Origin of the sequence: Phenylobacterium sp. (genome assembly GCF_965284355.1) — a bacterium.
GTDB lineage: Bacteria > Pseudomonadota > Alphaproteobacteria > Caulobacterales > Caulobacteraceae > Phenylobacterium.
The window spans coordinates 74,674-97,955 of record NZ_OZ260078.1 but is presented as its reverse complement, the minus strand read 5'-3'; the positions used below and the strand labels follow the sequence as shown (position 1 = coordinate 97,955).

General features: G+C 67.6%; 20 protein-coding genes and 1 tRNA gene. 10 read left to right on the top strand and 11 right to left on the bottom strand.

Annotated elements, in window-relative coordinates:
- The first annotated feature begins 25 nt into the window (after positions 1–25).
- Entirely contained in the window at positions 26–436 is a 411-nt protein-coding gene (locus ACQ66R_RS00435) for an NUDIX hydrolase (RefSeq protein WP_430418244.1), read from the top strand.
- Positions 437–518: 82 nt separating this feature from the next.
- On the opposite strand, the gene ACQ66R_RS00430 is transcribed toward ACQ66R_RS00435, so the two are convergent.
- Both ACQ66R_RS00430 and ACQ66R_RS00425 read right to left on the bottom strand, forming a co-directional pair.
- Positions 519–1,424 (bottom strand): alpha/beta fold hydrolase, encoded by a 906-nt coding sequence (locus tag ACQ66R_RS00430; RefSeq protein ID WP_430418242.1) that lies wholly within the window; start codon positions 1,422–1,424, stop codon positions 519–521.
- 69 nt (positions 1,425–1,493) lie between these two features.
- Entirely contained in the window at positions 1,494–2,003 is a 510-nt protein-coding gene (locus tag ACQ66R_RS00425) for a GNAT family N-acetyltransferase (protein ID WP_430418240.1), read from the bottom strand.
- Positions 2,004–2,088: 85 nt separating this feature from the next.
- Here ACQ66R_RS00425 and ACQ66R_RS00420 point away from each other — a divergent pair, with 85 nt between their 5' ends.
- From ACQ66R_RS00420 to ACQ66R_RS00395, 6 genes are all read left to right on the top strand, one after another.
- Positions 2,089–2,994 carry a flagellar motor protein MotB gene (locus ACQ66R_RS00420; RefSeq protein ID WP_430418238.1) on the top strand — a complete coding sequence of 302 codons (906 nt, stop codon included), beginning with the start codon at positions 2,089–2,091 and terminating at the stop codon, positions 2,992–2,994.
- A 74-nt stretch (positions 2,995–3,068) separates the two neighbouring features.
- Entirely contained in the window at positions 3,069–3,833 is a 765-nt protein-coding gene (locus ACQ66R_RS00415; protein WP_430418236.1) for an arginyltransferase, read from the top strand.
- Between the two features lie 85 nt (positions 3,834–3,918).
- Complete coding sequence (locus tag ACQ66R_RS00410; protein WP_430418235.1) at positions 3,919–4,584, top strand: DnaA ATPase domain-containing protein; 666 nt, start codon at positions 3,919–3,921, stop codon at positions 4,582–4,584.
- Positions 4,585–4,701: 117 nt separating this feature from the next.
- The gene (locus ACQ66R_RS00405) at positions 4,702–6,285 is read left to right on the top strand and encodes a CHAD domain-containing protein (RefSeq protein WP_430418233.1); all 1,584 of its coding nucleotides are present in this window, start codon (positions 4,702–4,704) and stop codon (positions 6,283–6,285) included.
- 39 nt (positions 6,286–6,324) lie between these two features.
- A complete protein-coding gene (locus ACQ66R_RS00400) occupies positions 6,325–8,514 on the top strand; it encodes an RNA degradosome polyphosphate kinase (protein ID WP_430426168.1) in 2,190 nt (729 codons plus the stop codon).
- The gene (locus ACQ66R_RS00395; protein ID WP_430418231.1) at positions 8,495–9,994 is read left to right on the top strand and encodes a Ppx/GppA family phosphatase; all 1,500 of its coding nucleotides are present in this window, start codon (positions 8,495–8,497) and stop codon (positions 9,992–9,994) included. The genes ACQ66R_RS00400 and ACQ66R_RS00395 overlap by 20 nt, the downstream gene beginning before the upstream one ends.
- 493 nt (positions 9,995–10,487) lie before the next feature.
- Here ACQ66R_RS00395 and rnd read toward each other — a convergent pair whose 3' ends face one another.
- Entirely contained in the window at positions 10,488–11,666 is a 1,179-nt protein-coding gene (rnd, locus tag ACQ66R_RS00390; protein ID WP_430418229.1) for a ribonuclease D, read from the bottom strand.
- 77 nt (positions 11,667–11,743) lie between these two features.
- On the opposite strand from rnd, the gene purM reads away from it, so the two are divergent.
- Together purM and ACQ66R_RS00380 are read left to right on the top strand one after the other, a co-directional pair.
- On the top strand, positions 11,744–12,769 hold the full coding sequence (gene purM, locus ACQ66R_RS00385) for a phosphoribosylformylglycinamidine cyclo-ligase (protein ID WP_430418227.1): 1,026 nt from the start codon (positions 11,744–11,746) through the stop codon (positions 12,767–12,769).
- 92 nt (positions 12,770–12,861) lie between these two features.
- On the top strand, positions 12,862–13,644 hold the full coding sequence (locus tag ACQ66R_RS00380; protein ID WP_430418225.1) for a DUF3313 domain-containing protein: 783 nt from the start codon (positions 12,862–12,864) through the stop codon (positions 13,642–13,644).
- Between the two features lie 29 nt (positions 13,645–13,673).
- On the opposite strand, the gene ACQ66R_RS00375 is transcribed toward ACQ66R_RS00380, so the two are convergent.
- The 4 genes from ACQ66R_RS00375 to ACQ66R_RS00360 form a co-directional block, all read right to left on the bottom strand.
- Positions 13,674–14,441 (bottom strand): hypothetical protein, encoded by a 768-nt coding sequence (locus tag ACQ66R_RS00375; protein WP_430418223.1) that lies wholly within the window; start codon positions 14,439–14,441, stop codon positions 13,674–13,676.
- Positions 14,442–14,529: 88 nt separating this feature from the next.
- Positions 14,530–15,585: a 2-oxoacid:ferredoxin oxidoreductase subunit beta gene (locus tag ACQ66R_RS00370; RefSeq protein WP_430418221.1), complete on the bottom strand. Its 1,056-nt coding sequence runs from the start codon at positions 15,583–15,585 to the stop codon at positions 14,530–14,532.
- Positions 15,582–17,405 carry a 2-oxoacid:acceptor oxidoreductase subunit alpha gene (locus ACQ66R_RS00365; protein WP_430418219.1) on the bottom strand — a complete coding sequence of 608 codons (1,824 nt, stop codon included), beginning with the start codon at positions 17,403–17,405 and terminating at the stop codon, positions 15,582–15,584. Before ACQ66R_RS00365 ends, ACQ66R_RS00370 begins: the two co-directional genes overlap by 4 nt.
- Before the next feature lie 28 nt (positions 17,406–17,433).
- Entirely contained in the window at positions 17,434–19,218 is a 1,785-nt protein-coding gene (locus ACQ66R_RS00360) for an FAD-dependent oxidoreductase (protein WP_430418218.1), read from the bottom strand.
- A 341-nt stretch (positions 19,219–19,559) separates the two neighbouring features.
- On the opposite strand from ACQ66R_RS00360, the gene ACQ66R_RS00355 reads away from it, so the two are divergent.
- A complete protein-coding gene (locus ACQ66R_RS00355) occupies positions 19,560–19,739 on the top strand; it encodes a hypothetical protein (protein ID WP_430418216.1) in 180 nt (59 codons plus the stop codon).
- Positions 19,740–19,946: 207 nt separating this feature from the next.
- On the opposite strand, the gene tig is transcribed toward ACQ66R_RS00355, so the two are convergent.
- The 4 genes from tig to nikR form a co-directional block, all read right to left on the bottom strand.
- Positions 19,947–21,305 carry a trigger factor gene (gene tig, locus ACQ66R_RS00350; protein ID WP_430418214.1) on the bottom strand — a complete coding sequence of 453 codons (1,359 nt, stop codon included), beginning with the start codon at positions 21,303–21,305 and terminating at the stop codon, positions 19,947–19,949.
- A 569-nt stretch (positions 21,306–21,874) separates the two neighbouring features.
- A complete protein-coding gene (locus ACQ66R_RS00345) occupies positions 21,875–21,997 on the bottom strand; it encodes a KGG domain-containing protein (RefSeq protein WP_430426166.1) in 123 nt (40 codons plus the stop codon).
- Between the two features lie 414 nt (positions 21,998–22,411).
- Positions 22,412–22,496, bottom strand: a tRNA-Leu gene (locus ACQ66R_RS00340).
- A gap of 235 nt (positions 22,497–22,731) precedes the next feature.
- Positions 22,732–23,205, bottom strand: coding sequence for a nickel-responsive transcriptional regulator NikR (gene nikR, locus ACQ66R_RS00335; protein WP_430418212.1), 474 nt, complete (start codon positions 23,203–23,205; stop codon positions 22,732–22,734).
- Positions 23,206–23,282: the final 77 nt, after the last annotated feature.

The window sequence follows — 23,282 nt, the reverse complement described above, 5'->3', positions numbered from 1 at the left end:
CCGTTTCCTCTGTTTGGTTGCCCCGATGATCGTCGAGGTGGTGGGCGCTGTCATCCGCGACGACACGGGACGGCTACTCACCGTGCGCAAACGCCAGACACAGCGGTTCATGCTGCCCGGCGGCAAGCGCGAGCCCGGCGAGGACGATCTGGCAGCCCTGGCCCGCGAGCTGGCGGAGGAACTGGGGGTCGAGCTGGTCTCGGCGACCTTGCTGGGTCGGTTCGAGGCGGCGGCGGCGAACGAGCCTGGCGCGACCGTGAGGTCCGCGGCCTATCTCGTTGAGGTTGCGGGTGACATCGCGATCCAGGCCGAGATCGAGGAGGTGCTGTGGATCGACCCCGCGGCCCCGCCGGATGTGCCGATCGCGCCACTGCTCCTGGAGCAAATCCTTCCCTCCCTTGATGGGGAGGGACAGGCGGCAAAGCCGCCAGGGTGAGGAAGTCGGGGCTAGTCCTGGGGGTCCGGTGAGGATCAACACCTCCCCACCCTGCTCGCCTGAGGCGAGCTGTCCCTCCCCATTAAGGGAGGGAGGGCTCGAGCGAGGGCAGCCATTCCTGCAGGATCGGGTTCACTTTCTGCGGGGCTTCCTGCTGGACCCAGTGCGACACGCCCGGCAGACGCTTGATCGTGAGGTCGCGGACGTATTCCTCGGTCCCGTCCAGCAGTTCGATCCCCAGCGCCGCATCCGCCTCGCCCCACACGATCAGGGTCGGCGTCTCGATCACATCCCAGGGCCCGGCCATCTTGCCCTGCAGGCGCAGCGCCGCACGGTACCAGTTGACCATGCCGCGGATCGCGCCCGGCCGCTGAGCGTCCTTGGCGTAGCGCTCCAGAACCTCAGGCCCGAAATTGGTCTTGTCCTGGGCCATGTCGAAGAAGGCGCGGCGGATGGCGCGGCCGTCGTTGGCGGTCAGGGTCCACTCGGGCACGCCAGGCAGCTGGAAGAAGAACATGTACCAGGACTTCTTGCGCTGAGCCTTGTTGGTGCGCAGCTGGGCCGCCATCACCGCCGGGTGCGGCACGTTCATGATCACCAGCCGCTCCAGCGGCCGCACGCGGTTGGCCGCGAACGCCCAGGCCAGGCCCGCGCCCCAGTCGTGCCCGATCAGGGTGACCTTTTTGGCCCCGCTGGCGTCGATGAGCGCGCCCACGTCCTCCATCAGCCGGTCGATGAGATAGTCCTTCATCGCCTTGGGCTTGGGCTCGGTCTCGCCATAGCCGCGCAGGTCGGGCGCCCAGACCCGGTAGCCCATCTGCGCCAACACCGGCATCTGGAAGCGCCAGGAGAACCGGCTCTCGGGGAAACCGTGCAGGCAGAGGGCCAGGTGATCGCCCTCGCCTTCCTCGTCCACCGCAAAGCGGAAACCGTTGGCCTCGACGAACCGCGTCTGCATGGGATGCGCCTTCAGATGAACCTTCTCCACGGCCTAGCTTCCTTCCCCGACGAAAGTGAAGGGGTAGAATCGCCGAGTGGCCCCCGCGCGCGCGGCGCGTCAGCCGCCCGCCGTGAAGTAGGTGCTCTCGCGGTCGATGCCGGGCAGTTGGATCATGCCCTGGTAGGTGAAGCCGATTTTCCGCAGCACAGCCATCGAGGCGAAGTTCTCCGGAGTGGTGATCGCCGCCAGCTTGGGGATGCCCATCGGCCCCTGAGCGTGGGCCAGGACGGCCGCGGCCGCCTCCTGGGCGTAGCCGCGGCCCCAGACCTTCTGGATGAAGGCGTAACCTACGTCTGGCGTGTCCAGTCCTTCGCGGCGAACCAGACCGGCCAGCCCCACCGGCGCGCCGTCGGCCTTTTGTATCGCCAGCCACATGCCGAAGCCGTGGTCGCGATAGCTGCCCAGGACGCGCTCCTCGATGTAGGCGCGGGCCTGATGCTCGTCGCGGACGCCGCGGTCGCCGATGTTCTCAAGGAAGCCGGGCGAGTTGAGCAGCTCCAGCATGAAGGGCGCGTCGGTCAGCTCGACCTCGCGCAGGCTCAGACGTTCGGTTTCCAGGACGACCAAGGACGACCCCCACCAGCTACGGGCAACGCCATCTTAACGCGCCTCGCGCAGTTTGCGGGGGAATCAGAGTTAAGGCGGGTGAACCATGGCTGTGGGCGAACAGCCGATCGTCATCAAGAAGGTCAAGAAGGGCGGCGGCGCGGGACACCACGGCGGCGCCTGGAAAGTCGCGTACGCCGACTTCGTGACCGCCATGATGGCCTTCTTCCTGCTGATGTGGCTGATCAACACCACCTCGCCTGAGCAGAAGCGCGGGATCGCCGACTATTTCGCCCCGGCCAGCGTCTCGCAGACCATGTCGGGCGCCGGCGGCATCCTGGGCGGCTCGGCCCTGGGTTCGGACGGCTCAAAGAGCGCCGGCTCCAGCGACGTGATCGAAGAACTGGCCCCCAGCTCGCAGAACCCCAACGACGGCGACTCCAAGGAAGGCAGCAAGGCCAAGACGCCCGAGGAGGCCGCCGCCGCCGCCATGGCCGAAGCCCAGGCCAAGCGCGAGGAAGCCGCCTTCCAGTCGGCCGCCCAGTCGCTGCGCCAAGCGCTGCAGTCGATGCCCGAGCTGGCCGAACTGTCGAAGAACATCATTATCGACGAGACCCCTGAAGGCCTGCGGATCCAGCTGATCGACCAGGAAGGCCGCTCGATGTTCAACCAGGGCTCGGCCCAGCCGAACGACCGGGCCAAGGTGCTGCTGCGGGCGATCTCCAAGACCATCAACCAGCTGCCCAACCGGATCAGCATCTACGGCCACACCAGCGCCAGCGCGAACGGGGCCAAGCCCGAAGGCGACTGGTCGCTGTCGTCGGCCCGCGCCGACGCCTCGCGCAAGGTGCTTCAGGGCGCCGGCGTCGAGGCCGACCGCGTCTACCAGGTCTCGGGCAAGGCCGCGTCCGAACCGCTGTATCCGGACGACCCGATGCTGCCCGGCAACCGGCGGATCGCGATCGTCCTGCTGCGTGAGGCGCCGGTGTTGCCCGAGAATTCGGGTCTGTAGGGAGTTCTTGCGCCGAGCCCCGGCATGACGCCTAATCGGCGAACACGCTCTCCTGAGAAAGCGACACCCGGTCCGTGACGCAGCACTTCCCGACCCGACAGCTCCGGTTCTTCCTGACTGCGCCGTCGCCGTGCCCGTACCTGCCCGAACGTTTCGAACGCAAGGTGTTCGCCCACCTGCCCCTGTCGGACGGCGCGGCCGTCAACGACAGCCTGACGGCCGTGGGCTTCCGCCGCTCGCAGAACATCGCCTACCGTCCGGCCTGTGAAGCCTGCTCGGCCTGCGTCTCGGCGCGCATCCCGGCCGGCGACTACGTCTTCTCGCGTTCGGAACGGAAGATCCTGAACCGCAACGACGACATCGAGCGCCACCTGGTCGAGGCCGAGGCCACGATGGAGCAGTTCGACCTGCTGCGCCGCTACCTGACCGCCCGCCACGCCGACGGGGGCATGGCCGAGATGACGTGGCCGGACTATGTGGCGATGGTCGAGGATACCGCGGTCCGCACCCACATCATCGAATACCGCACCCGCTCGAAGGACGGCGGCCCCGGCGACCTGATCGCCTGCACCCTGGTCGACCTGATGAACGACGGGCTGTCGCTGGTCTACAGCTTCTATGATCCGAACATCAGCCGCCGCAGCCTGGGCAGCTATGTGATCCTGGACCATGTGATCCAGGCCGGCCTGACCAACCTGCCCTACGTGTACCTTGGCTATTGGGTCCGCGGGTCGGAGAAGATGGACTACAAGGTGCGCTTCTCGCCGATCGAGCTGTTGAAGCCCGAGGGCTGGAGCCTGGCCGGCGCACGTGAACTGAACGGCGCAAAGCCCGAGTAGTCGTGGACAAACTGCGCGGGTAGCTGGCGCGGCGGGTTCCTGCGGCCTAAGTTCCACGCGTGATATCCATCGATCGGCGCCACGCATGACACGGCAGCTTCGGCTGAGTCTGGGCCAGGAACCCGAGGCGCCGTCGTTCGACGCGTTTGTCCGGGGTCCGTCCAACGCGCTGGCGGTCAACGCCGTCGAGGCGTGGCCGGCATGGCAGGGCGGCTGCCTGGCGATCCTTGGACAGAAAGGCGTCGGCAAGTCGCATCTGGCGCGGGCCTGGGCCGCCCGCGTCGACGCCCTGATCCTCGATCCGCGAAACCCCGACGTCGGGGCGGCGCCGGGGCGTCCGGTGCTGCTGGAAGACGCCGACAGGGGCGCGTCGACCGAAGGCCTGTTCCATCTGATCAACCTGGCGGCCCGCGAGGGCGGAGGTCTCCTGCTGACCGGCCGGACACGCCCGTCGACGTGGCCCACCGCCCTGCCCGATCTTCGCTCGCGCCTGAACGCGTTCCCGGTGGTCGAGATCGAGGCGCCGGACGACACCGTGCTCGAAGGCGTGCTGCGGCGGTTCTTCCGCGATCGCAACATCCGCCCGCCGGAAGAGGTCTACCCCTACCTCCTGACCCGCATGCGCCGCTCGATCCCGGACGCCGAGGCGATCGTGAAGCGCCTGGACGAGGCCGGCGACGAGGGGTTCCGACCGGTGACACGCGTGCTGGCGCGGCAGATCCTGGAAGCGCAAGGCGCTCTCGACCTCTGACACGGGCGCTGCAGCCGATTTCCCAAGAATCTTTCGCAGCGCGATAGACAGAGCGATTCGTTTTCCGGCAGTGGTTCTGAGCGCGGCGCATGGGGCCGCGTTCGACGGGACCTGGGAATGCTCGCGCGGATCCCGGCAACGGCCGCCCAGGAGCTGGAATTGAAGTTCCAGCTCGGCGTCGGCGCCCTCGAGGCGCTGCAGGGCGAAGCCTTCCCCGCGGATCAGGCCAAGGTCTCCCAGCTTCATGCCGTCTATTTCGACACGCCCAGCCTGGCGCTGCGCGACGGGGCGTTCAGCCTGCGGGTGCGGCGCAAGGGCTCGGCCTACATCCAGACCCTGAAACACCGCGCCAGCGGCGGCATCTTCGAACGCGACGAGTGGGAGACGCAGGTTCCGGGCCCCGATCTGGACCTCGCGGCCCTGGCGGGCACGCCGGCGGTAGCCGCCATCGGCGCTGCCCCGCTCGCTCCGGTCTTCAGCGTCGAGGTCGAGCGCCGCGTGCATCTGTGGGTGCGGGGCGACATCCGCATCGAGGTCAGCCTCGACACCGGCCTGATCGTGGCCGGCGACCGCCAGGAGCCGGTGGCCGAGATGGAGCTGGAGCTGCTCTCCGGCCCGCCGCAGGCGCTGTTCGATCTGGCGCGGGAGCTGCTGGGCAAGGCCCCGCTGACCCTGGCGTTCGAGAGCAAGGCTGAGCGTGGCTATCGCCTGGTGGGTCACGACGGCGTCGCGGCGCTGAAAGCCCAGAACACCGCCATCATTCCGACCATCACCGGCGCCGAAGCCTTCCAGCGGATCGCCCGCGACGCACTGGTCCAGATCGCCGGCAACGCGCGGCTGCTGCAGCGCGCCCACAATCCGGATGTCCTGCACCAGATGCGGGTGGGCCTGCGCCGGTTCCGCGCGGCCCTGTCGGTGTTCCGCGGGATGCTGGACCCGGAAGGCCTGAACGCCGCGCGCAGCGAGACGCGCTGGCTGGCGGGCGAATTGGCCGACGCCCGCGATTTCGACGTCTTCCTGCAGCGCGCCGCCACGCCCGACGAGATCGACGAGAGCGCCGGACGCGCCGCGTTCTTCCGCGCCCTGCGGATCGCCCAGGCCGAGGCCTATGAGCACGCCCTGGCGGCCGTCCGTTCGGATCGGTTCCGCACGCTCCTGCTCATGCTGGGCGAATGGGTGGAGGTCGGCGGCTGGCAGCGGTTGGCCAATGACCGCCAGCGCGCGCTGCGCGAGGGGCCGGTCGCCGCGCTGGCGGCGCCGGTGATGGACCGCCTGGACCAGCGGCTGCGACGCCGGTCGCACAAGTTCCGCGAGATCGACGTCGAGGCCCGGCACGACCTGCGCAAGCTGGCCAAGAAGCTGCGCTACGCGGCGGCGTTCTTCGGCGGCGCCTTCCCCGAGCATCCCAAGCGGCGCGCGCGGTTCATCGCCGCGCTCCGGACCCTGCAGGACCATCTCGGCGAACTGAACGACATGGCGGTGGCGCGCGCCATCGCTCTGCGCGCCGTCGGCCGCCGATCGGGAGACCTGGCCTTCGCCGCAGGGCTGGAAGTCGGCCGCCTGACCCGTGACGAAGACGACGTGATCGATGCGGCCAGCGACGCGTTCAAAGCGTATCGGAAGGTGAGGCCGTTCTGGTCCCTGCCGGACGACCGCAAGAGGGACGTTAACCTTTCCAGGTCAACTCTGCAGAGCGCCTGACCGCGTTAGAGAATCAGTATGCCCAACGACGTCTCACCGATGAAAGCCGCCACGTCTGCCACAGGCGAGGCCGCGTCGGGGGCGATCGATGACCTCAAGGGTTCGCCGGCCCGCTTCTTCAATCGCGAGCTGTCCTGGCTGGCCTTCAACAGGCGCGTGCTGGCCGAGAGCATGAACCTGCGCCACCCGCTGTTCGAGCGGCTGCGGTTCCTGTCGATCAGCGCCAACAACCTCGACGAATTCTACATGGTGCGCGTGGCCGGTCTGAAGGCGCAGGTCCGCGAAGGCGTTCGCACGCTGAGCCTGGACGGCCTCACCGCGGCCGAGCAGCTGGTGCGGGTCAACGCCGCCGCGAGCGACCTGATGGCCGACCAGCAGAGCCGCTGGCGCAACCTGCGCGCCGAACTCGCCGCGGAAGGCCTGCACTACATCTCGGCCGACGAAGTCACGCCCGACGAGCGATCGGCGTTGGAGGCGCGGTTCCTGTCAGAGCTGTTCCCGGTTCTGACGCCGCTCGCCATCGACCCGGCGCACCCGTTCCCGTTCATCCCCAACCTGGCGTTTTCGCTGGTCCTGAAAATCCGCCGCATGACGGACGGTCGCCAGCTGTATGCCCTGGCGCCCCTGCCCGCCCAGATGGCGCGCTTCTGGGACGTGGCGCCCGGCCGGCCGACGCGCCGCAAGGCCAAGCGCCGCGTAATCTCGCTGGAAAGCATGGTCACGCTGTTCCTCGACCACCTGTTCCCGGGGTGCGAGATCGAGGAACAGGGGGTGTTCCGCCTGATCCGCGACAGCGACGTCGAAATCGAGGAAGAGGCCGAGGACCTGGTTCGCGAGTTCGAGGCGCGCCTGAAGCAGCGGCGCCTGGGCTCGGTGGTGCGCATCGAGATCGAAGACGACATGCCTGAGGAGCTGCGGGCCTTCATCCTGCAGAGCCTGCGGGTGGAGCCGGAGGATGTGATCGTGTTCGACGGGCTGCTGGGCCTGGACGAACTGACCCAGCTCATTCCGTCGGACCGGCCGGACCTGAAGTTCAAGCCGTTCGAACCCCGTTTCCCCGAGCGCATCCGCGACCACGGCGGCGACTGCTTCGCCGCCATCCGCGAGAAGGACATCCTGGTCCACCACCCGTTCGAGAGCTTCGACGTGGTGGTGCAGTTCCTGCGTCAGGCGGCCCGCGACCCGAACGTGCTGGCGATCAAGCAGACGCTGTACCGCACGTCCAAGGACAGCCCGATCGTGGCGGCCCTGATCGAAGCGGCCGAGAACGGCAAGAACGTCACCGCCCTCATCGAGATCAAGGCGCGGTTCGACGAAGAGGCCAACCTGAAGTGGGCGCGCGACCTGGAACGCGCCGGCGTCCACGTCGTCTATGGCTTCATCGAGTACAAGACCCACGCCAAACTGTCGGTCGTCGTCCGCAAGGAAGGCGAGCAGCTGCGCAGCTACTGCCACTTCGGGACCGGCAACTACCACCCGATCACGGCCCGCATCTACACCGACCTGTCGCTGTTCACGACCGAGCCGCCGTTCGGCCGCGACGCCGCTAAACTGTTCAACTACGTCACCGGCTACGCCCAGCCCGTAGGCCTGGAACGCCTGTCGTTCTCGCCGGTCACCATGAAGCGCGACCTCCTGAAGCTGATCCGCCAGGAGATCGCCAACGCCGAGGCGGGCAAGCCGGCGGCCATCTGGGCCAAGATGAACTCGCTGGTCGACCCCGAGGTTATCGACGGCCTCTATCAGGCCAGCCAGGCCGGGGTGCCGGTCGATCTCGTGATCCGCGGCATCTGCTGCCTGCGCCCGGGCGTGCCGGGCCTGTCCGAGAACATCCGGGTGAAGTCGATCGTGGGTCGCTTCCTCGAGCATGGCCGGGTCGTGGCCTTCGCCAACGGCCATCCCATGCCCTCGCAGCACGCGCGCCTCTACATGTCGTCGGCCGACTGGATGCCGCGCAACCTGGACCGCCGGGTCGAGGTGATGACGCCCATCGAAAACCCGACGGTGCATCAACAGGTCCTCCAGCAGATCATGGTGGCGAACCTGAAAGACGAAGCGCAAAGCTGGACCCTCGATGCCGACGGCGGCTATAGGCGTGATCCTGCCTGGGACCACCCGAACGCTTTTTCGGCGCACGACTACTTCATGACCAATCCCAGCCTTTCCGGTCGCGGGCAGAAAGTGAAAGACATGCCGCGCGCGATCGAAAATGTGGCCACGCGGGGATAGCGCCAGCCGCCCGGACGGCCGTCAGGCGGCTGTCATCGACGTCGGATCCAACTCCGTTCGCCTGGTGATCTACCGGGTCGATGGTCGTGCGCTCTGGACTGTCTACAACGAGAAGGTCGTGGCGGGCCTGGGCAAGGACCTGACCGCGACGCGGCGTCTCTCACAGGAGGGCGTCGAAGCCGCCATCGGCGCGCTGCGCCGCTTCCGCTCGGTGCTGGACGGCTGGAGGGCGGACGAGGTCACCGCCTGCGCCACGGCCGCCGTCCGCGAGGCCGCCGACGGCAAGGCCTTCCTGAAGCGCATCAAGGACGAGACCGGTCTCGAGATCCGGGTGCTCTCGGGCGAGGAGGAAGCGCGCTACGCCGCCCTGGGGGTGATCTGCGGCCAGCCCGACGCCGAGGGGGTGGTGGGCGACCTGGGCGGATCCAGCCTGGAGCTGGTGCGCCTGAACGGCATGGCGCACATCGAGGGCGTCACCCTGCCCCTGGGGCCGTTCGCCCTGGGCGCGCCCAAGCCGCTGAACCTCGAGCGCACGCGGCGGCTGGTGGACGACCATCTCGCGCCGCTCGCCAACCGCTACGCCAGTCCCGAATTCCACGCCGTCGGCGGCGCCTGGCGCAACCTCGCCCTGCTCCACATGCAGATCGCCGACTATCCGCTGCACGTGGCCCACCAGTACGAGATCAGCGGCGCCGACGCGCTCGACCTTTCGCGACTGGTGCAGCGCCAGTCGCGCAGCTCGCTCGAGCGGATCGAGGGCCTCTCGAAGAAGCGTTTCGACAGCCTGCCCTACGCCGCCCTGGTGCTGGAGCGACTGATCGAGCGACTGGGCGTCGAGAAGATCATCATCTCGGCCTACGGCGTGCGCGAGGGCCTCTTGCTGGAAGCCATGACGCCCGAGATGCGCCAGCTGAACCCCCTCATCGAGGGCTGCGAGGCGCTGACGTCACAGCGGGGCATCTCGCCTGAGCTGGGCCACGCGCTGGAGGCCTGGGTCGCACCGCTGTTCGAGAAGCTGCCGCCGCTGTTCGGCGGGCGCGACATGATCCTGACCGCCGCCGCCAGCCGGTTGGCAGAACTGGGCTCTCGGCTGCACCCCGACCATCGCGCGGACCTCGCGTTCGAGCAGGTGTTGCGCGCGCCCCTGGCCGGCATGAACCACGCCGAGCGGGTGTTCCTGGCCTCGGTGGCCTTCTCGCGCCACTCCGCAGCGCCCCAGCCGCCGGACACCTCGGTGGCGCGCGTGCTCACGCCTGAGCGCCGGCAGCGGGCGCGCGCCCTGGGCTCGGCCCTGCGCCTGGGCTGCGACCTGTCGGGCCACAATGTGCGCCTTCTGGAGAAGTCCTCGCTGACAGTCCGCGGCGACCGCCTGGTGCTCACCGCCCTCAGCGGCTGGGAAGACATGCTGCTGGGCGAGCAGACTACGCGCCGGGCCCAGACCCTGGCACAGGCGCTGAAGCTGAAGCTGGAATTGAGCTGACCGGGGCGCGGGGGTGCAGGTCGCGCCCCGGTCAGTCGGACCTTCGGCAAAGACTGTCAGGACACCGAGGCCTTAGGGCCCAAATGAAGAGGGCGGCGCACCGGTCGCCCGGAACACCGCCCTCTAATCCAGATCCGTTGGGGGACCTGAGCCTTTGAGGCGGAAGGGGTAACTCGGCCCCGCTGGTCGCCCAGCTGAACTCCGCTCCGACTTCCGTGCCGCCTCCGGGCCAGAACTCGCCGGGGTTGCCCCTGGCGCCTTCAAATCCGGAGAGCCTCCTGCCCGCTTGCCGCCCGGTCGCCCGGTCCGCCGCGCCGCTTTCCCTCTCGGCAAGTTGAGGGTCTCGCAGACCCCGTGCGGGCGCAATGGGCCCGCATCCAGGTCCTGTGGAGCGACGCGGCGACAGACGGTGGAGCGTCTGTGGAAAACTGTCGGACGAGCGTCAAAAGACCTTCACGATCCGACGCTTCGGTTATCCTCAGGGAACGGCCTTTCAGCCGGCGGAGGCCGCTCTCGGCGCCCGGCGCACCTCGACCACCCGCACGCGCGAGCCGTCCAGCACGAGGGCCAGTTCGCCACGCTTGAGCTTGAGCGCGTCCTCGCCGAACGCCTCGCGCCGCCAGCCCTTGAGGGCGCCGACATCAGCGCTGTCGTCGTTGGCGATCTGCTCGAGGTCCGAGACCGTGGCGATCAGCTTGGAGGCCACGCCGGCCTCCTCGGCGCGGGCCTTCAGCAGCACCTTCAGCAGTTCGACGACGGCGCCGGCGGCCGGCGACGCCTGCTGCCGCACCTTCTCGATCACCGGGGCGTAGGCCTCGGGATCCTTCAGCGCTTCACGGATCGCGGCCACCAGATCGGGGCCGAACCGCGAGCCGGAGAAGCCCTTGGGCACCGAGCGCAGGCGGTCCAGACCGTCGGCGTCGGTCGGCGACTGGGTGGCGATCTCGTCGATCGCCTCGTCCTTCAGAATGCGACCCCGCGGCTGGTCGCGCAGCTGCGCCGTGCGCTCGCGCCACGCGGCGACCGCGCGGTAGACGGCGAGGTACTTGGCCGTGTGCCGGCGCGGGCGCAGCCGCTTCCAGGCGTTCTCGGGCTCGACGTCGTAGTTCGCCGGCGCCGTCAGGTCGGCCATCTCATCGGTGACCCAGCCCAGGCGGCCTTCCTTTTCCAGCCGCTCGCGCAGCATGGGGTAGAGCTTGGCCAGATGGGTCACGTCGGCCAGCGCATAGGTCAATTGGTTGTCGGTCAGCGGCCGGCGCGCCCAGTCGGTGAAGCGCGAGCTCTTGTCGAGCTCGATCTTCAGCATCTGGCGGACCAGGGCGTCATAGGCGATCTGCTCGCCGAAGCCCGCCGCCATGCCGGCGACCTGGGTGTCGAACAGCGGCCGGGGCATGGCCTGCAGGTTGTTGAAGATTTCCACGTCCTGGCGGGCGGCGTGGAAAACCTTGAGTATCTTTTCGTCTCGCAGAATCTCGAGGAAGGGCTCGAGGTCGATCCCCTCGGCCAGCGGATCGATGCACGCCTCGGCCGTGGGCGCCGCAGCCTGGATCAGGCACAGCTTGGGCCAGTACGTGGTTTCACGCATGAACTCGGTGTCGACCGCCACGAACGGCTGGCCCTTGATCTTGTCGCAGAACGCCGCGAGTTCGGCGGTGGTAGTGATAGGCGTCATAAATCAGCTATAGCCCCGCGCGCGGGCGACTCCAGCCCGCAAGCGCGTCTCTCTGCACTCCAAGTCCGGGTTCGTAAATGTCCGAACGGCCAAACGGTCTCACCTATGCGCAAGCCGGCGTCTCGATCGACGCCGGAAACGAGCTCGTCGAGCGCATCAAGCCGCTGGCCAGATCGACCCGGCGGTCGGGGTCGGAGCCCTCGCTGGGCGGGTTCGGGGCGCTGTTCGACCTGAAGGCCGCGGGCTACGACGATCCGCTGCTGGTGACCACGACCGACGGCGTGGGCACCAAGCTGAAGGTGGCCATCGAGACGGGGCTGCACGGCACGGTCGGCATCGACCTGGTGGGCATGTGCGTCAACGACCTGCTGGCCCAGGGCGCCGAGCCGCTGATGTTCCTGGACTATTACGCCACCGGGAAGCTGGACGTTGAGTCCGCGGCGTCCGTCGTCGCGGGCATCGCCGAGGGCTGCCGCCAGGCTGGCTGCGCCCTGGTGGGCGGCGAGACGGCCGAAATGCCCGGCATGTACGCCGAGGGCGACTACGACATGGCCGGCTTCTGCGTGGGCGCCGTCGACCGCGACAAGGTGCTGCCGCGCCTGGGCGACCAGAAGGACGGCGACATCCTGATCGGCCTGGGCTCGTCGGGCCCGCACTCCAACGGCTACTCGCTGATCCGCCGCATCGTCGAGCGCTCAGGGCTGGCCTGGGACGACCCTGCCCCGTTCGCCGAAGGCAAGACGCTGGCCGAGGCGCTGCTGGAGCCCACCCGCATCTACATCAAGACCGTCCTGCCCCACCTGAAGGCCGGCCGCGTGAAGGGCCTGGCCCATATCACCGGCGGCGGCCTGATCGAGAACCCGCCACGCTGCATCGCCGAGGGGCTCGTTCCCAAGTTCGACTGGGAGGCCTGGACGATGCCGCCGGTTTTTCAGTGGCTGGCGCAGACGGGCGGCGTTTCCGAGCATGAGATGCGTCGCACGTTCAACTGCGGCGTGGGCCTGATGCTGGTGGTCGATCCCCAGGACCTGCCCGACGTGCTGGCGGGTCTGGCGCAGGCCGGGGAAGACGCCTTCGTGATGGGCCAGCTGACCCGCGCCTAAACTCGGCGCGGCCGCTTGAATGGGGCGCGGGCGGCGCCAAATGAGCTCTCGGGCGTTGGGCGGGGCAACATCGTGTGCCGCAGGAGCCGCCCATGAAGGCCGTCGCCGCCCTACCCCTTCTCCTGATGCTGGGGGCCTGCGCCGCCACCCCCAAGCCGTCGGGCCAGCTCTCGACCTACGACGGCCTCGCGACGCGCGAGGGCGCCGTGCGGACCGGCCTTGCCCAACGCAAGGCGGAGGTTCGGGTCGCAAGCGTCGCCATCGAGCCTACGGTCGTCGTTGCCGGCCCCAAGACCGCCTGGCTTACCGACGCAGAACGGGCGTTGCTGGCGCGCGAAGCCGACGCGCAGCTCTGCTTCGAGTTCACCGAGCGCTACGCCCTGGCCGCCAGCCCCGCCGAGGCGGACGCCAGAGTGCGCGCCGTGATCACCCGCGTCGAACCCACCGGCCGCGTGGCCTCGGCCCTCTCGGCGGCGTCCGGCTTCTTCATCCCCGGCCCCATCGGGCTGCGGGTGCCGGGCGCGACGGGCGGCCTGGGCGCCGAGGCTGAGATGCTGGATCGCCAGGGCCGGCAACTGGCGTCGGTCGTCTGGACCCGCGACGCCCAGCCGCTGGGCACCGACAATCCCTCGCTGAGCCGGCTGGGCGACGCGCTCCAGCTGATCGAGCCGTTCGCCGACGCGGCGGCGGCGGCGGCCACGCCCGAGGGCCTCAAGTCACGGAAGATCGGCGACGACGATCCCTGCGCCGCCTACGGGCCCCGCCTGCGTCCTGAGGGCTTCCTGGCCAAGATGGCGACCGGTCTCTACGTGCCGAACCTCAGCGGGGCGAAGGGCGTCGAGACCACCACGCCCAAGACGGCCGAGGCTCGCTGAAGTTCGGGCCAACGGCGCGGACAGCGGACTCAGCTGACGCCGACGTGGCTGGCGCCGAGGGCGGCGAGGACCCCGCCGCGGGTGGGCGTGCCTGCGCCATAGACCAGCACCGCCTTGGCGACGCGCTTGGCCGCGATGACGGCGCCGGCCGCCCAGACCTGGAACTCCTGGTCGCCCAGGTTTGGCGGGCACTCGAACGACAGCGCCTGTAGCCCCGTGTCCTCAAACCGCATGATCGACTTCGGGGTTGTGTCCGCCAGGCGGCCCACGGCCAGCAGTGTGATCGGCTTGACGACGGTCACGACGGTCAGCAGCGACGCCGGCGGCACCCCGTCAGCGTCCAGGATCTCGCAGATCACGCCCAGCTTCACCAGGCTCCCGGCCTCCTTCAGGCGGGCGACCAGTTCGGTGCGGCCCTTCAGGCTGGACAGGCTTGTGTACGAGATCGGCACGATCAGGCTGAGGTGCTGGACGGTGTCGGACCTCAGCCGGCTGATGCCCCGGGCAATGGTCGCCAGATCGACCCGCAGCAGCTCGGCCGATGAAAGATGGCTCACCTGCTGCGGCGTCAACTCGTCTTCGCCGTTGTAGCGCTGCAGCATCACGCGCCGGATGAGGCGGAATCCGATGCGGGTGAAGCCCTTGGCCTCGAACACGGGATCGAGGGTCGCGGTGACACGCACCTGTCGACCGTCGGCCGTTGTGAACGGCGCACAGGGGTCGGCCTCAGGCGGCGCCTGATCGGCCGGCGAGGAGGCATCGATTTCTTCGACGTCTACGACGGGGGCTTCGTCCACAACACAACTCACGAATGTGTCTCGAACGAATGTGATCTAGCCGCGTGGACGACAGGTTAACCGCCGCCTGCGAATATTCGTCGCAGCGCTACCGTAGCGCGGCGTTGATCCTCTCCAACGCCGTCTGCCCCGGCACCAGCTCGGGCTCGTTCAGCTGGTTCAGCGGCGTCTCGACCGTGTCCACGGCGTCGTGCAGATCGCCGGCCTTGGGATCGACGAACAGCAGGCCGGTGACGATCTGACCCCTCGCCTGCCGCGCCTGGAGATAACCCAGGGCCTGGGCGCGGCTGTTGGGGTTGTAGAGCTCGTTGAGCTTGTGCAGCGACAGCACCGAGCCGTCGTGCTGCTGCACCCGCACCGTCTCGCCGGGCTTGTAGTCGACCTTGATCTCGTCGCGGGGCGTGATCACGTCCAGACGGTTCACCGCCTCGTTGTGCTCGCGCACATAGTCGAAGCTCTTGGTCGAGCCGTTGTGGTTGTTGAACTGCACGCACGGGCTGATGCAGTCGATGAACGCCGCGCCCTTGTGGCTGAGCCCGGCCTTGATCAGCGGGACGAGCTGTTCCTTGTCGCCGGAGAAGCTGCGGCCCACGAAGGTCGCGCCCATCTGTAGCGCAAGGCTGACCATGTCGATGCCGGCGTCGGTGTTGACGACACCGCGCTTGGACTTGGAGCCCTTGTCCGAGGTGGCCGAGAACTGGCCCTTGGTCAGGCCGTACACGCCGTTGTTCTCGACGATGTAGAGCATGTTCACGCTGCGCCGGATGGCGTGGGCGAATTGGCCCAGCCCGATCGAGGCGCTATCGCCGTCGCCCGATACGCCAAGGTAGATCAGGTCGCGGTTGGCGAGGTTAGCCCCCGTCAGCACCGAAGGCATGCGGCCGTGCACGGTGTTGAAGCCATGCGAGTTGCCCAGGAAGTAGTCCGGCGTCTTCGACGAGCACCCTATGCCCGACAGCTTGGCCACGCGATGCGGCGGCAGCTCCAGCTCAAAACAGGCCTGGATAATGGCGGCCGAGATGCTGTCGTGGCCGCAACCGGCGCACAGCGTCGAGACCGAGCCTTCATAGTCACGGCGCGTATAGCCCAGGCTGTTGGTCGGCAGCTTGGGGTGATGCAGCTGGGGCTTGAGGATGTAGGTCATTCCGCCGCCTCGCTCTGGCCAAGCTGCATCCGGCGCGCGATCTCGCCGGCGATATAGCGCGCCGTGATCGGCGTGCCGTCGTAGTGGAGCATCGAGACCAGCTTGGCCGGATCGACCTCGCCCTCGGTCATCAGCAGCGTCTTGAGCTGCGCGTCGCGGTTCTGTTCGACCAGGAACACGCGGTCATGCTGGTCGATGAAGTCGAATACCTCGTCGGCGAACGGGAAGCCGCGGATGCGCAGGGCGTCCAGGCTGCGGCCCTGGGCCTCCAGCATCTCCAGCGCCTCGTGCATCGCCGGAGTCGTGGAGCCGAAGTAGATCACCCCGTCCCGGGTCTTGCGCTTGCCGGCGCGCAGGATCGGCGCGGGCACCAGGGTCTTGGCGGTGTCGAACTTGCGGAGCAGGCGCTCCATGTTGTCGACGTAGACCGCCCCCTCCTCCGAGTAGCGGGCGTAAGGGTTCCGCGAGGTGCCGCGGGTGAAATAGCCGCCCAAGGTCGGGTGCGTGCCCGGATAGGTGCGGTAAGGAATGCCGTCACCATCGACATCCTTGTAGCGGCCGAAGTCCGCGCCGGCCTCCAGCTCCTCGGCGGTCATCACCTTACCGCGATCAAGCTTACGGCTATCGTCCCACTTGAAGGGGTGGGTCAGCCACTCGTTCATGCCGATGTCGAGGTCGAGCATCACAAAGACGGTCGTCTGCAGGCGGTCGGCCAGGTCGAACGCCAGGGCCCCCATCTCGAAGCACTCGCCCGGATCGGCCGGCAGCAGCATCGGGTGCTTGGTGTCGCCGTGACCCGCATAGGCGGCGGCCACCAGGTCGGCCTGCTGGGTGCGCGTCGGCATGCCGGTGGACGGCCCGCCCCGCTGCACGTCAAAGATCACCGCCGGGATCTCGGCGAAATAGCTGAGGCCGATGAACTCGGTCATCAGCGAGATGCCGGGCCCGGACGTGGCGGTGAACGAACGGCAGCCGTTCCAGCCGGCGCCCACCACGATGCCGATCGAGGCGATCTCGTCCTCGGCCTGGACGATGGCGAAGCGGTTCTTGCCGGTCTGCGGATCGACGCGCAGGTCCTGGCAGTAGCCGGTGAAGGCCTCGGCCAGCGAGGTCGACGGCGTGATCGGATACCAGGCGCAGACGGTCGCTCCGCCATAGACCGCGCCCAGGGCGGCCGCGTTGTTGCCCTCGACATAGATCCGGTCGCCCACCGCGTCGGCGCGGCGCACCTGCAGCGGCAGCGGGGCCAAGAACTTCTGCACATAGCTCAGGCCCATGTGCAGGGCCTCGACGTTGGCCTTGATCAGGCGATCCTTGCCCGCGAAATCGTCTGCGAGCAGTTCCTCGATCGCTTGGATCTCCATGCCGAGCAGCCCCGCCAGAGCGCCGACATAGATGGTGTTCTTGAACAGCTGGCGCTCGCGCGGCAGCTCGTAGGCCTCGTTGCACATGGCCGTCAGCGGCACGCCGATGACCGTGATGTCGTCGCGGAACTTCGACGGCGGGATCGCGCGGGTGGAGTCGTAGAACAGGAACCCGCCGCTCTCGATCTCGGCCACGTCGCGGTCCCAGGTCTGCGGGTTCATCGCGACCATCAGGTCGACGCCGCCGCGGCGGCCCAGATGCCCGGCCTCGGTGATCCGCACCTCGTACCAGGTGGGCAGACCCTGGATGTTCGACGGGAAGATGTTGCGGGCCGCCACCGGCACGCCCATCCGCATGACCGAGCGGGCGAAGAGGCCGTTGGCGCTGGCCGAGCCCGAGCCGTTGACGTTGGCGAACTTGACGACGAAGTCGTTGACGCGGGACTTGCCCGCCACGGACACACCCCCTTGCGACTGAGCAGCCTCAGGCATTGCACCCTCCGGCGTGCGTCATCTCGAGGTAGAACTTCTGCATGTCCCAGGCGCCGGTCGGGCACCGCTCGGCGCAGAGGCCGCAGTGCAGGCAGACGTCCTCGTCCTTGGCCATCACCCGGCCGGTGGGCAGCTTGCCCGAAACGTAGAGGTCCTGGGTCAGGTCGACCGCCGGGGCCTTGAGGCGACCGCGCAGGTCCGCCTCCTCCCCGTCATCGGTAAACGTGATGCAGTCCATCGGGCAGATGTCGACGCAGGCGTCGCACTCGATGCAGAGCTTGTCGGCGAAGACCGTCTGCACGTCGCAGTTCAGGCAGCGCTGCGCCTCGCCCAGGGCCAGCTCGCGGTCGAACCCCAGCTCGACCTCGATGCGGATGTCCTTCAGCGCCTCATGCTTGTCGCGCTGCGGCACCCGGAAGCGCTGGTCGTTCGAGACGTCGTTGTCGTAGCTCCACTCGTGGATGCCCATCTTCTGGCTGACCAGCGTGGCGCCGGGCGGCGGGCGGACGGCGACATCTTCGCCCTGACAGAACTTGTGGATCGAGACGGCGGCCTCATGGCCCTGGGCGACGGCCCAGATGATGTTCTTGGGCCCGAATGCCGCGTCGCCGCCGAAGAAGACGCCGGGGACGGTGGATTGGAACGTGGCCGGATCGACGACGGGCATCTGCCACTCGTTGAACTCCAGGCCGGTGTCGCGTTCGATCCAGGGGAAGGCGTTTTCCTGGCCGACGGCGACCAGGACGTCGTCGCACTCGTAGTGCTCGTCGGGCTGGCCCGAAGGGACCAGGGCCTTGCGCCCTCGCCCGTCGACACCCCACTGGACCACCTCGAACAGCACCCCGGTCAGCCGGCCGCCCTCGTGGGTGAAGGCCTTGGGGACGCGGAAGTTGAGGATCGGGATGTCCTCGTGCATCGCGTCCTCCTTCTCCCAGGGGGACGCCTTCATCTCGTCGAAGCCGGAGCGGACAATCACCTTGACGTCCGCAGCGCCGAGGCGGCGCGAACTGCGGCAGCAGTCCATGGCGGTGTTGCCGCCGCCCAGCACGATGACGCGCCGGCCGATCTTCTCGATATGACCGAAAGAGACCGAGGACAGCCAGTCGATGCCGATGTGGATATTTGCGGCGGCCTCCTGGCGACCGGGAATGTCCAGGTCGCGGCCGCGCGGGGCGCCCGAGCCGATGAAGATGGCGTCGTAGCCCTCGCCCATCAGCGCCTTCAGGCTATCGATCCGCTGGCCCAGCCGCAGGTCCACGCCGCCCAGGGCCGTGATGAAGCCCACCTCCTCGTCGATCACCTCTTCCGGCAGGCGGAAGCGTGGGATCTGGCTGCGGATCATGCCCGCCGAGCGGGTGTCGCCATCGAAGATGGTCAGGTCATAGCCCAGCGGCGCCAGGTCGCGCGCCACGGTCAGCGAGGCAGGGCCCGCCCCCACCAGGGCGATCCGCTTGCCGTTACGCACAGCGGCCGGCGGCGGCATGCGGGCGGTGACGTCGCCCTTGTTGTCGGCGGCCACGCGCTTGAGCCGGCAGATGGCGACCGGCTCCTCCTCGACCCGGCCCCGCCGGCACGCCGGCTCGCAGGGGCGGTCGCAGGTGCGTCCCAGCACGCCCGGAAAGACGTTGGACTTCCAGTTGATCATATAGGCGTCGGCGTAGCGGCCGTCGGCGATCAGTCGGATGTACTCGGGGACCGGGGTGTGGGCCGGACAGGCCCACTGGCAATCGACGACCTTATGAAAGTAGTCGGCGCCAACCTCACGCGTGCGCTGCAAAGCTCACTTCCTTCCTGGGCGCTCTACTCTCGAGGTCGTGAGTCTCATCTGCACTCGGGCAGAGATGGCTCCGCGCCCCGACGCGGCGTTAAGACCAAACGTTACGTCCCACACCCTACGGAAGCCAACCGTTTCATGATCGCGGTTCCCTGATTTCCACGCGATCAGCTCTCGACGATCTCCGGCGTGTCAAAACTCGTGAGGCATGATCTTCCACACCAGACTGTGATCGCGCCTGGGACGTTTCGTGCGGGCCGGCTGTTGGCGCCTGTGACAGGTAAATGATACCTTAATGACGGGAGAGGCTCCGCCTGGTGCGGAGGAATGGGAGACTCATGGACATGCCCACGACCAGCGTGCCCGAAAACGCGCCCGTCACCTTCGAGGCTTTCGACGACCTTCCGGCCTCGTCGCTGTCGCCGCTCGACCCGACGGACTCCTTCAACCTGCACCGCGCGATCAATGAGCGCCGCGCCCAGGTCGAAAACGCCGAACTGCTGAAGCACCTGCGGTCGCTGTAATCCCTCCCCTCTGGGAAGGATGGCGACCCCGGATCTGGTCCTGGGGAGACGGGTGGTGGCGCGTGGATCCTCCACGACCTCAGCACTCCGACCGAAACTGCCCCACCCTGGCCGCTCACGTGGCCTGTCCCTCCCCGCCGGGGAGGGAGTGAAAACGGCGCCGCCCCTGGGGGACGGCGCCGTCTGCATGCCAGCCTGTAAGGCGGCTTATTCGCTGTAGCCGGCCGGCAGGTCGTCTTCCTTCATCAGGTCGTCCTTCGACACCTTCTTCTCCTTGACCTTGGCCTGGGAGATGATGAGGTCGACGACCTTGTCCTCGAAGATCGGGGCGCGCAGCTGGGCCTGGGCGTTCGGGTTCTCGCGCAGCAGATTGTAGATCTGCTGGGCCTGAGCGCCGTATTTGCGGGCCTCGTTCATGATCGCCTGGTTCAGCTCGGCTTCGCTGACCTGGATGCTGTTGGCGCGGCCGATCTCGGCCAGCACCAGGCCCAGGCGCACGCGGCGCTCGGCGATCTTGCGATATTCCTTCTGGAGCTGCTCCTCGGTCTTCTCGGCGTCTTCGGGCGGCAGCTGGCCGGCTTCCTTATCGGCCTGGACCTGGCCCCAGATCGAGGCGAACTCGGCTTCCACCATCTTCGGCGGCAGCGGGAAGTCGTGCTTGCTGTCCAGTTCGTCCAGCAGGGCGCGCTTCAGCTTGAAGCGGCTGGCGCCGGCGTATTGTTCTTCGAGGTTGCCGCGGACCAGCTCCTTGAGCTTGTCCAGGCTTTCGAGGCCGAGGCGGGTGGCGAACTCATCGTCGGCGGGAGCGTCGACCGGAGCCTTGACCTCTTTCACCTTGGTCTCGAACTCGGCGTCCTTGCCGGCCAGGTTGGCGGCCTGATAGTCGGCCGGGAAGGTCACCTTCACGACAACATCGCTGTCGGGCTTGGCGCCGACCAGCTGCTCTTCGAAGCCCGGGATGAACTGGCCCGAACCCAGCACCAGCGGAACGTCGGTGGCCGTGCCGCCTTCAAAGGCCTCACCGTCCACACGGCCGACGAAGTCGATGACGACCTGGTCGCCGTCCTTGGCCTTCACGGTCTTGCCGGTCTTGGTCTCGTAGGTGCGGTTCTGCTTGGCCAGATCGGCGACGGCCTCGTCCACTTCCTTGTCGGTCGCGTTGTAGACCGGCTTGGTCAGGGTCAGCGTCGTGGCGTCCACCGGGGTGAACTCGGGCATCAGGTCAACGGTCAGCTCGTAGGCCAGGTCGGCCTTGCCATCCATGACGGCCTCGATGTCGCCTTCCGGCTTCAGCTCGGGCTCGCCCGCCGGGCGCAGGTTGTTGTCGTCGAGCACCTTCTGGGTGCTTTCGTTGAGGCTGGCCTGGACCACTTCGCTCATCAGCGCCTTGCCGTAAAGGCGGCGAACGTGGGCGGTCGGCACCTTGCCGGGGCGGAAGCCCTTCACGTTGAGGGTGGGCGCGATTTCCTTGATCCGCGCTTCCAGGCGCTCGTTCAGATCGGAAACCGGAACCGTCACGCCATAGACGCGGCTCAGGCCTTCACCAGATTTCTCAACGATTTGCATCGACATTCTCAAGTTTCCCGAACCAGGGCGGCTATCCGCCCGTGTCCGTCTCTAGGCCAAACGGGGAAGGCCGCCGAACAGGGCCCGGCGGCGCGAAGGCGCCCTTATGTCACGCCCCGCGGGCGCCTCCAAGCCCCCTGCCCCTTGACGCGGAGCCGCGGGGCCGCGATGGCAGGCGCCAGCCTCATGCGGATGTGGCGGAATTGGTAGACGCACTGGATTGAGGTACCAGCGCCCCCAATACCTATCCCTTTGATCTTTAAGGACACTGCCTAGGCCATGTGGTGAAAAATGTGACGCGAAATAGCGCTCTGTCACAGGATTCTGCCTTTCCCCATGATGCCCGAACCAGCAAACGCGAGGATGCGTAATATACTGCGCTGAAAATACTTGGAAAAGGGAAGTCAACCCCCAACTTCGAGCTCTTGGATACGCGCGCTGGATTCGCAATGAGCACTGGATCAATCCAGACAGGCTGAGATCAGCATTCTTCATCGGGGGCCGGATGCGGAATCTCATTCTCTGCCATTCGCACGTGAGCGGCGGCAGGTCTGCATAGCGCGCGTACCTCAACTCCCTTCTGGCCTTCTTGAGATCTCACCTCCCTTGCGCCCCGCGGACGAGGCTAGTTCGCGATCCGTCGCGAAGGTGCGCTTCGTGGGATCGACCGCCTTCCCGCCTTTCCGCGCCATTGCGGAACGCTGTTCGGGCGAGAGAAGAGCAAATCCGCGCTTAGGTTCTTTCGGTGCCGTCAACCCCGACTCCTGTAATTGAACGCTGTCGCTTCAGGCGTCACAGCGTCAAGTGCAGCTTGCCTTATGCGATATCGCTTACTTGCTAGACAGTGTCTCTACGGTCGTCAATAACAGATATCGGATATGTACAATGGGCCGCCCACCTTTAGGCGTGAAGCCGATGCTTGTGAGGCTACCAACGGGGCTTGGCGAACGGATAGATGCGATCGCGGGCCCCAATCAACGCGCGCAGTTCATCCGCGAAGCGGTTGAAGCGGAACTTGACCGTAGAGAACGAGCAACACCGCCCGATCGCGCTACCGAAGAGTGAACGGCTGCCAGCCCTGGGGCTTACCGTTACGTAGACTCATGTGGTGCCCCCTCCCGGGGTCGAACCGGGACGCCTTTCGGCACACGGACCTAAACCGTGCGCGTCTACCAATTCCGCCAAAGGGGCCGCGACGCGTGGTCTAGGCATTGATGCCTCAAGGTACAAGAGTTCCCCGCGAGACTACTGAGTCGGGCGCCCCCGCCGTCGCTTGTGGGCCGGATCGCAGCAGCACACTCAACCAACCGAACAACGCATTCCGTCCCGCGCGATCGGCTGGAAAGCGCGCACCGCTGGGTATGGGGTGTCTGCCAGGCGCGTCGTGTCGTCCTCAGATCGTTGCATCGACGTCTGCGGCGGCAAGCTATCCAACGGCCGGACGCAGATGCTCATGCGGGCCGTGGCGATGATCGCCGGAGGCGTGATCGTGACGCCCGTTCGGCTCGACCGTGATCAGGTTCAGCTGGCCGAAGCGTACGCCCCGCTCGGCGCGAATAGCGTCGGCCAGCGCGCGCACCCGCGCCGTGGGCCCTTTCAGCATCACGCTCTCCAGGCAGTGGTCGTGGTCCAGGTGAATGTGGAAGGTCGCCACCACCTGGTCGTGATGGGCGTGGCTGATCTCGGTCAGCCGCTGGGCCAGCGCACGGGTATGGTGGTTGTAGACATAGGACAGGCTGGCCACGCACGCGCCATCGGCGGCCGCCTCGCCCCGCTCGGCGATCGCGCGCCGGATCAGATCGCGCACGGCCTCCGAACGGCTGCCGTAGCCCTGCTCGGTCGACAGCGCATCGAAGGCCTCGGCGAGGTCCTCCTCCAGGGAAACGGTCACGCGTTGCATCTAGATCCTCCTCGCACGCCCGCATCATAAGCATCTGGCATGGCCCCAGTCCTCGGGGTCGTCTGGACTTCCGGACG

Excerpts from the sequence above, each read along its gene's own strand:
- ACQ66R_RS00435 (WP_430418244.1), top strand. The coding sequence starts at position 26 with ATGATCGTCGAGGTGGTGGGCGCTGTCATCCGCGACGACACGGGACGG.
- ACQ66R_RS00420 (WP_430418238.1), top strand. The coding sequence starts at position 2,089 with ATGGCTGTGGGCGAACAGCCGATCGTCATCAAGAAGGTCAAGAAGGGC.
- ACQ66R_RS00410 (WP_430418235.1), top strand. The coding sequence starts at position 3,919 with ATGACACGGCAGCTTCGGCTGAGTCTGGGCCAGGAACCCGAGGCGCCG.
- ACQ66R_RS00405 (WP_430418233.1), top strand. The coding sequence starts at position 4,702 with ATGCTCGCGCGGATCCCGGCAACGGCCGCCCAGGAGCTGGAATTGAAG.
- ACQ66R_RS00400 (WP_430426168.1), top strand. The coding sequence starts at position 6,325 with ATGAAAGCCGCCACGTCTGCCACAGGCGAGGCCGCGTCGGGGGCGATC.
- ACQ66R_RS00395 (WP_430418231.1), top strand. The coding sequence starts at position 8,495 with ATGTGGCCACGCGGGGATAGCGCCAGCCGCCCGGACGGCCGTCAGGCG.
- rnd (WP_430418229.1), bottom strand. The coding sequence starts at position 11,666 with ATGACGCCTATCACTACCACCGCCGAACTCGCGGCGTTCTGCGACAAG.
- purM (WP_430418227.1), top strand. The coding sequence starts at position 11,744 with ATGTCCGAACGGCCAAACGGTCTCACCTATGCGCAAGCCGGCGTCTCG.
- ACQ66R_RS00380 (WP_430418225.1), top strand. The coding sequence starts at position 12,862 with ATGAAGGCCGTCGCCGCCCTACCCCTTCTCCTGATGCTGGGGGCCTGC.
- ACQ66R_RS00370 (WP_430418221.1), bottom strand. The coding sequence starts at position 15,585 with ATGACCTACATCCTCAAGCCCCAGCTGCATCACCCCAAGCTGCCGACC.
- ACQ66R_RS00355 (WP_430418216.1), top strand. The coding sequence starts at position 19,560 with ATGCCCACGACCAGCGTGCCCGAAAACGCGCCCGTCACCTTCGAGGCT.
- tig (WP_430418214.1), bottom strand. The coding sequence starts at position 21,305 with ATGCAAATCGTTGAGAAATCTGGTGAAGGCCTGAGCCGCGTCTATGGC.
- ACQ66R_RS00345 (WP_430426166.1), bottom strand. The coding sequence starts at position 21,997 with ATGGCGCGGAAAGGCGGGAAGGCGGTCGATCCCACGAAGCGCACCTTC.
- nikR (WP_430418212.1), bottom strand. The coding sequence starts at position 23,205 with ATGCAACGCGTGACCGTTTCCCTGGAGGAGGACCTCGCCGAGGCCTTC.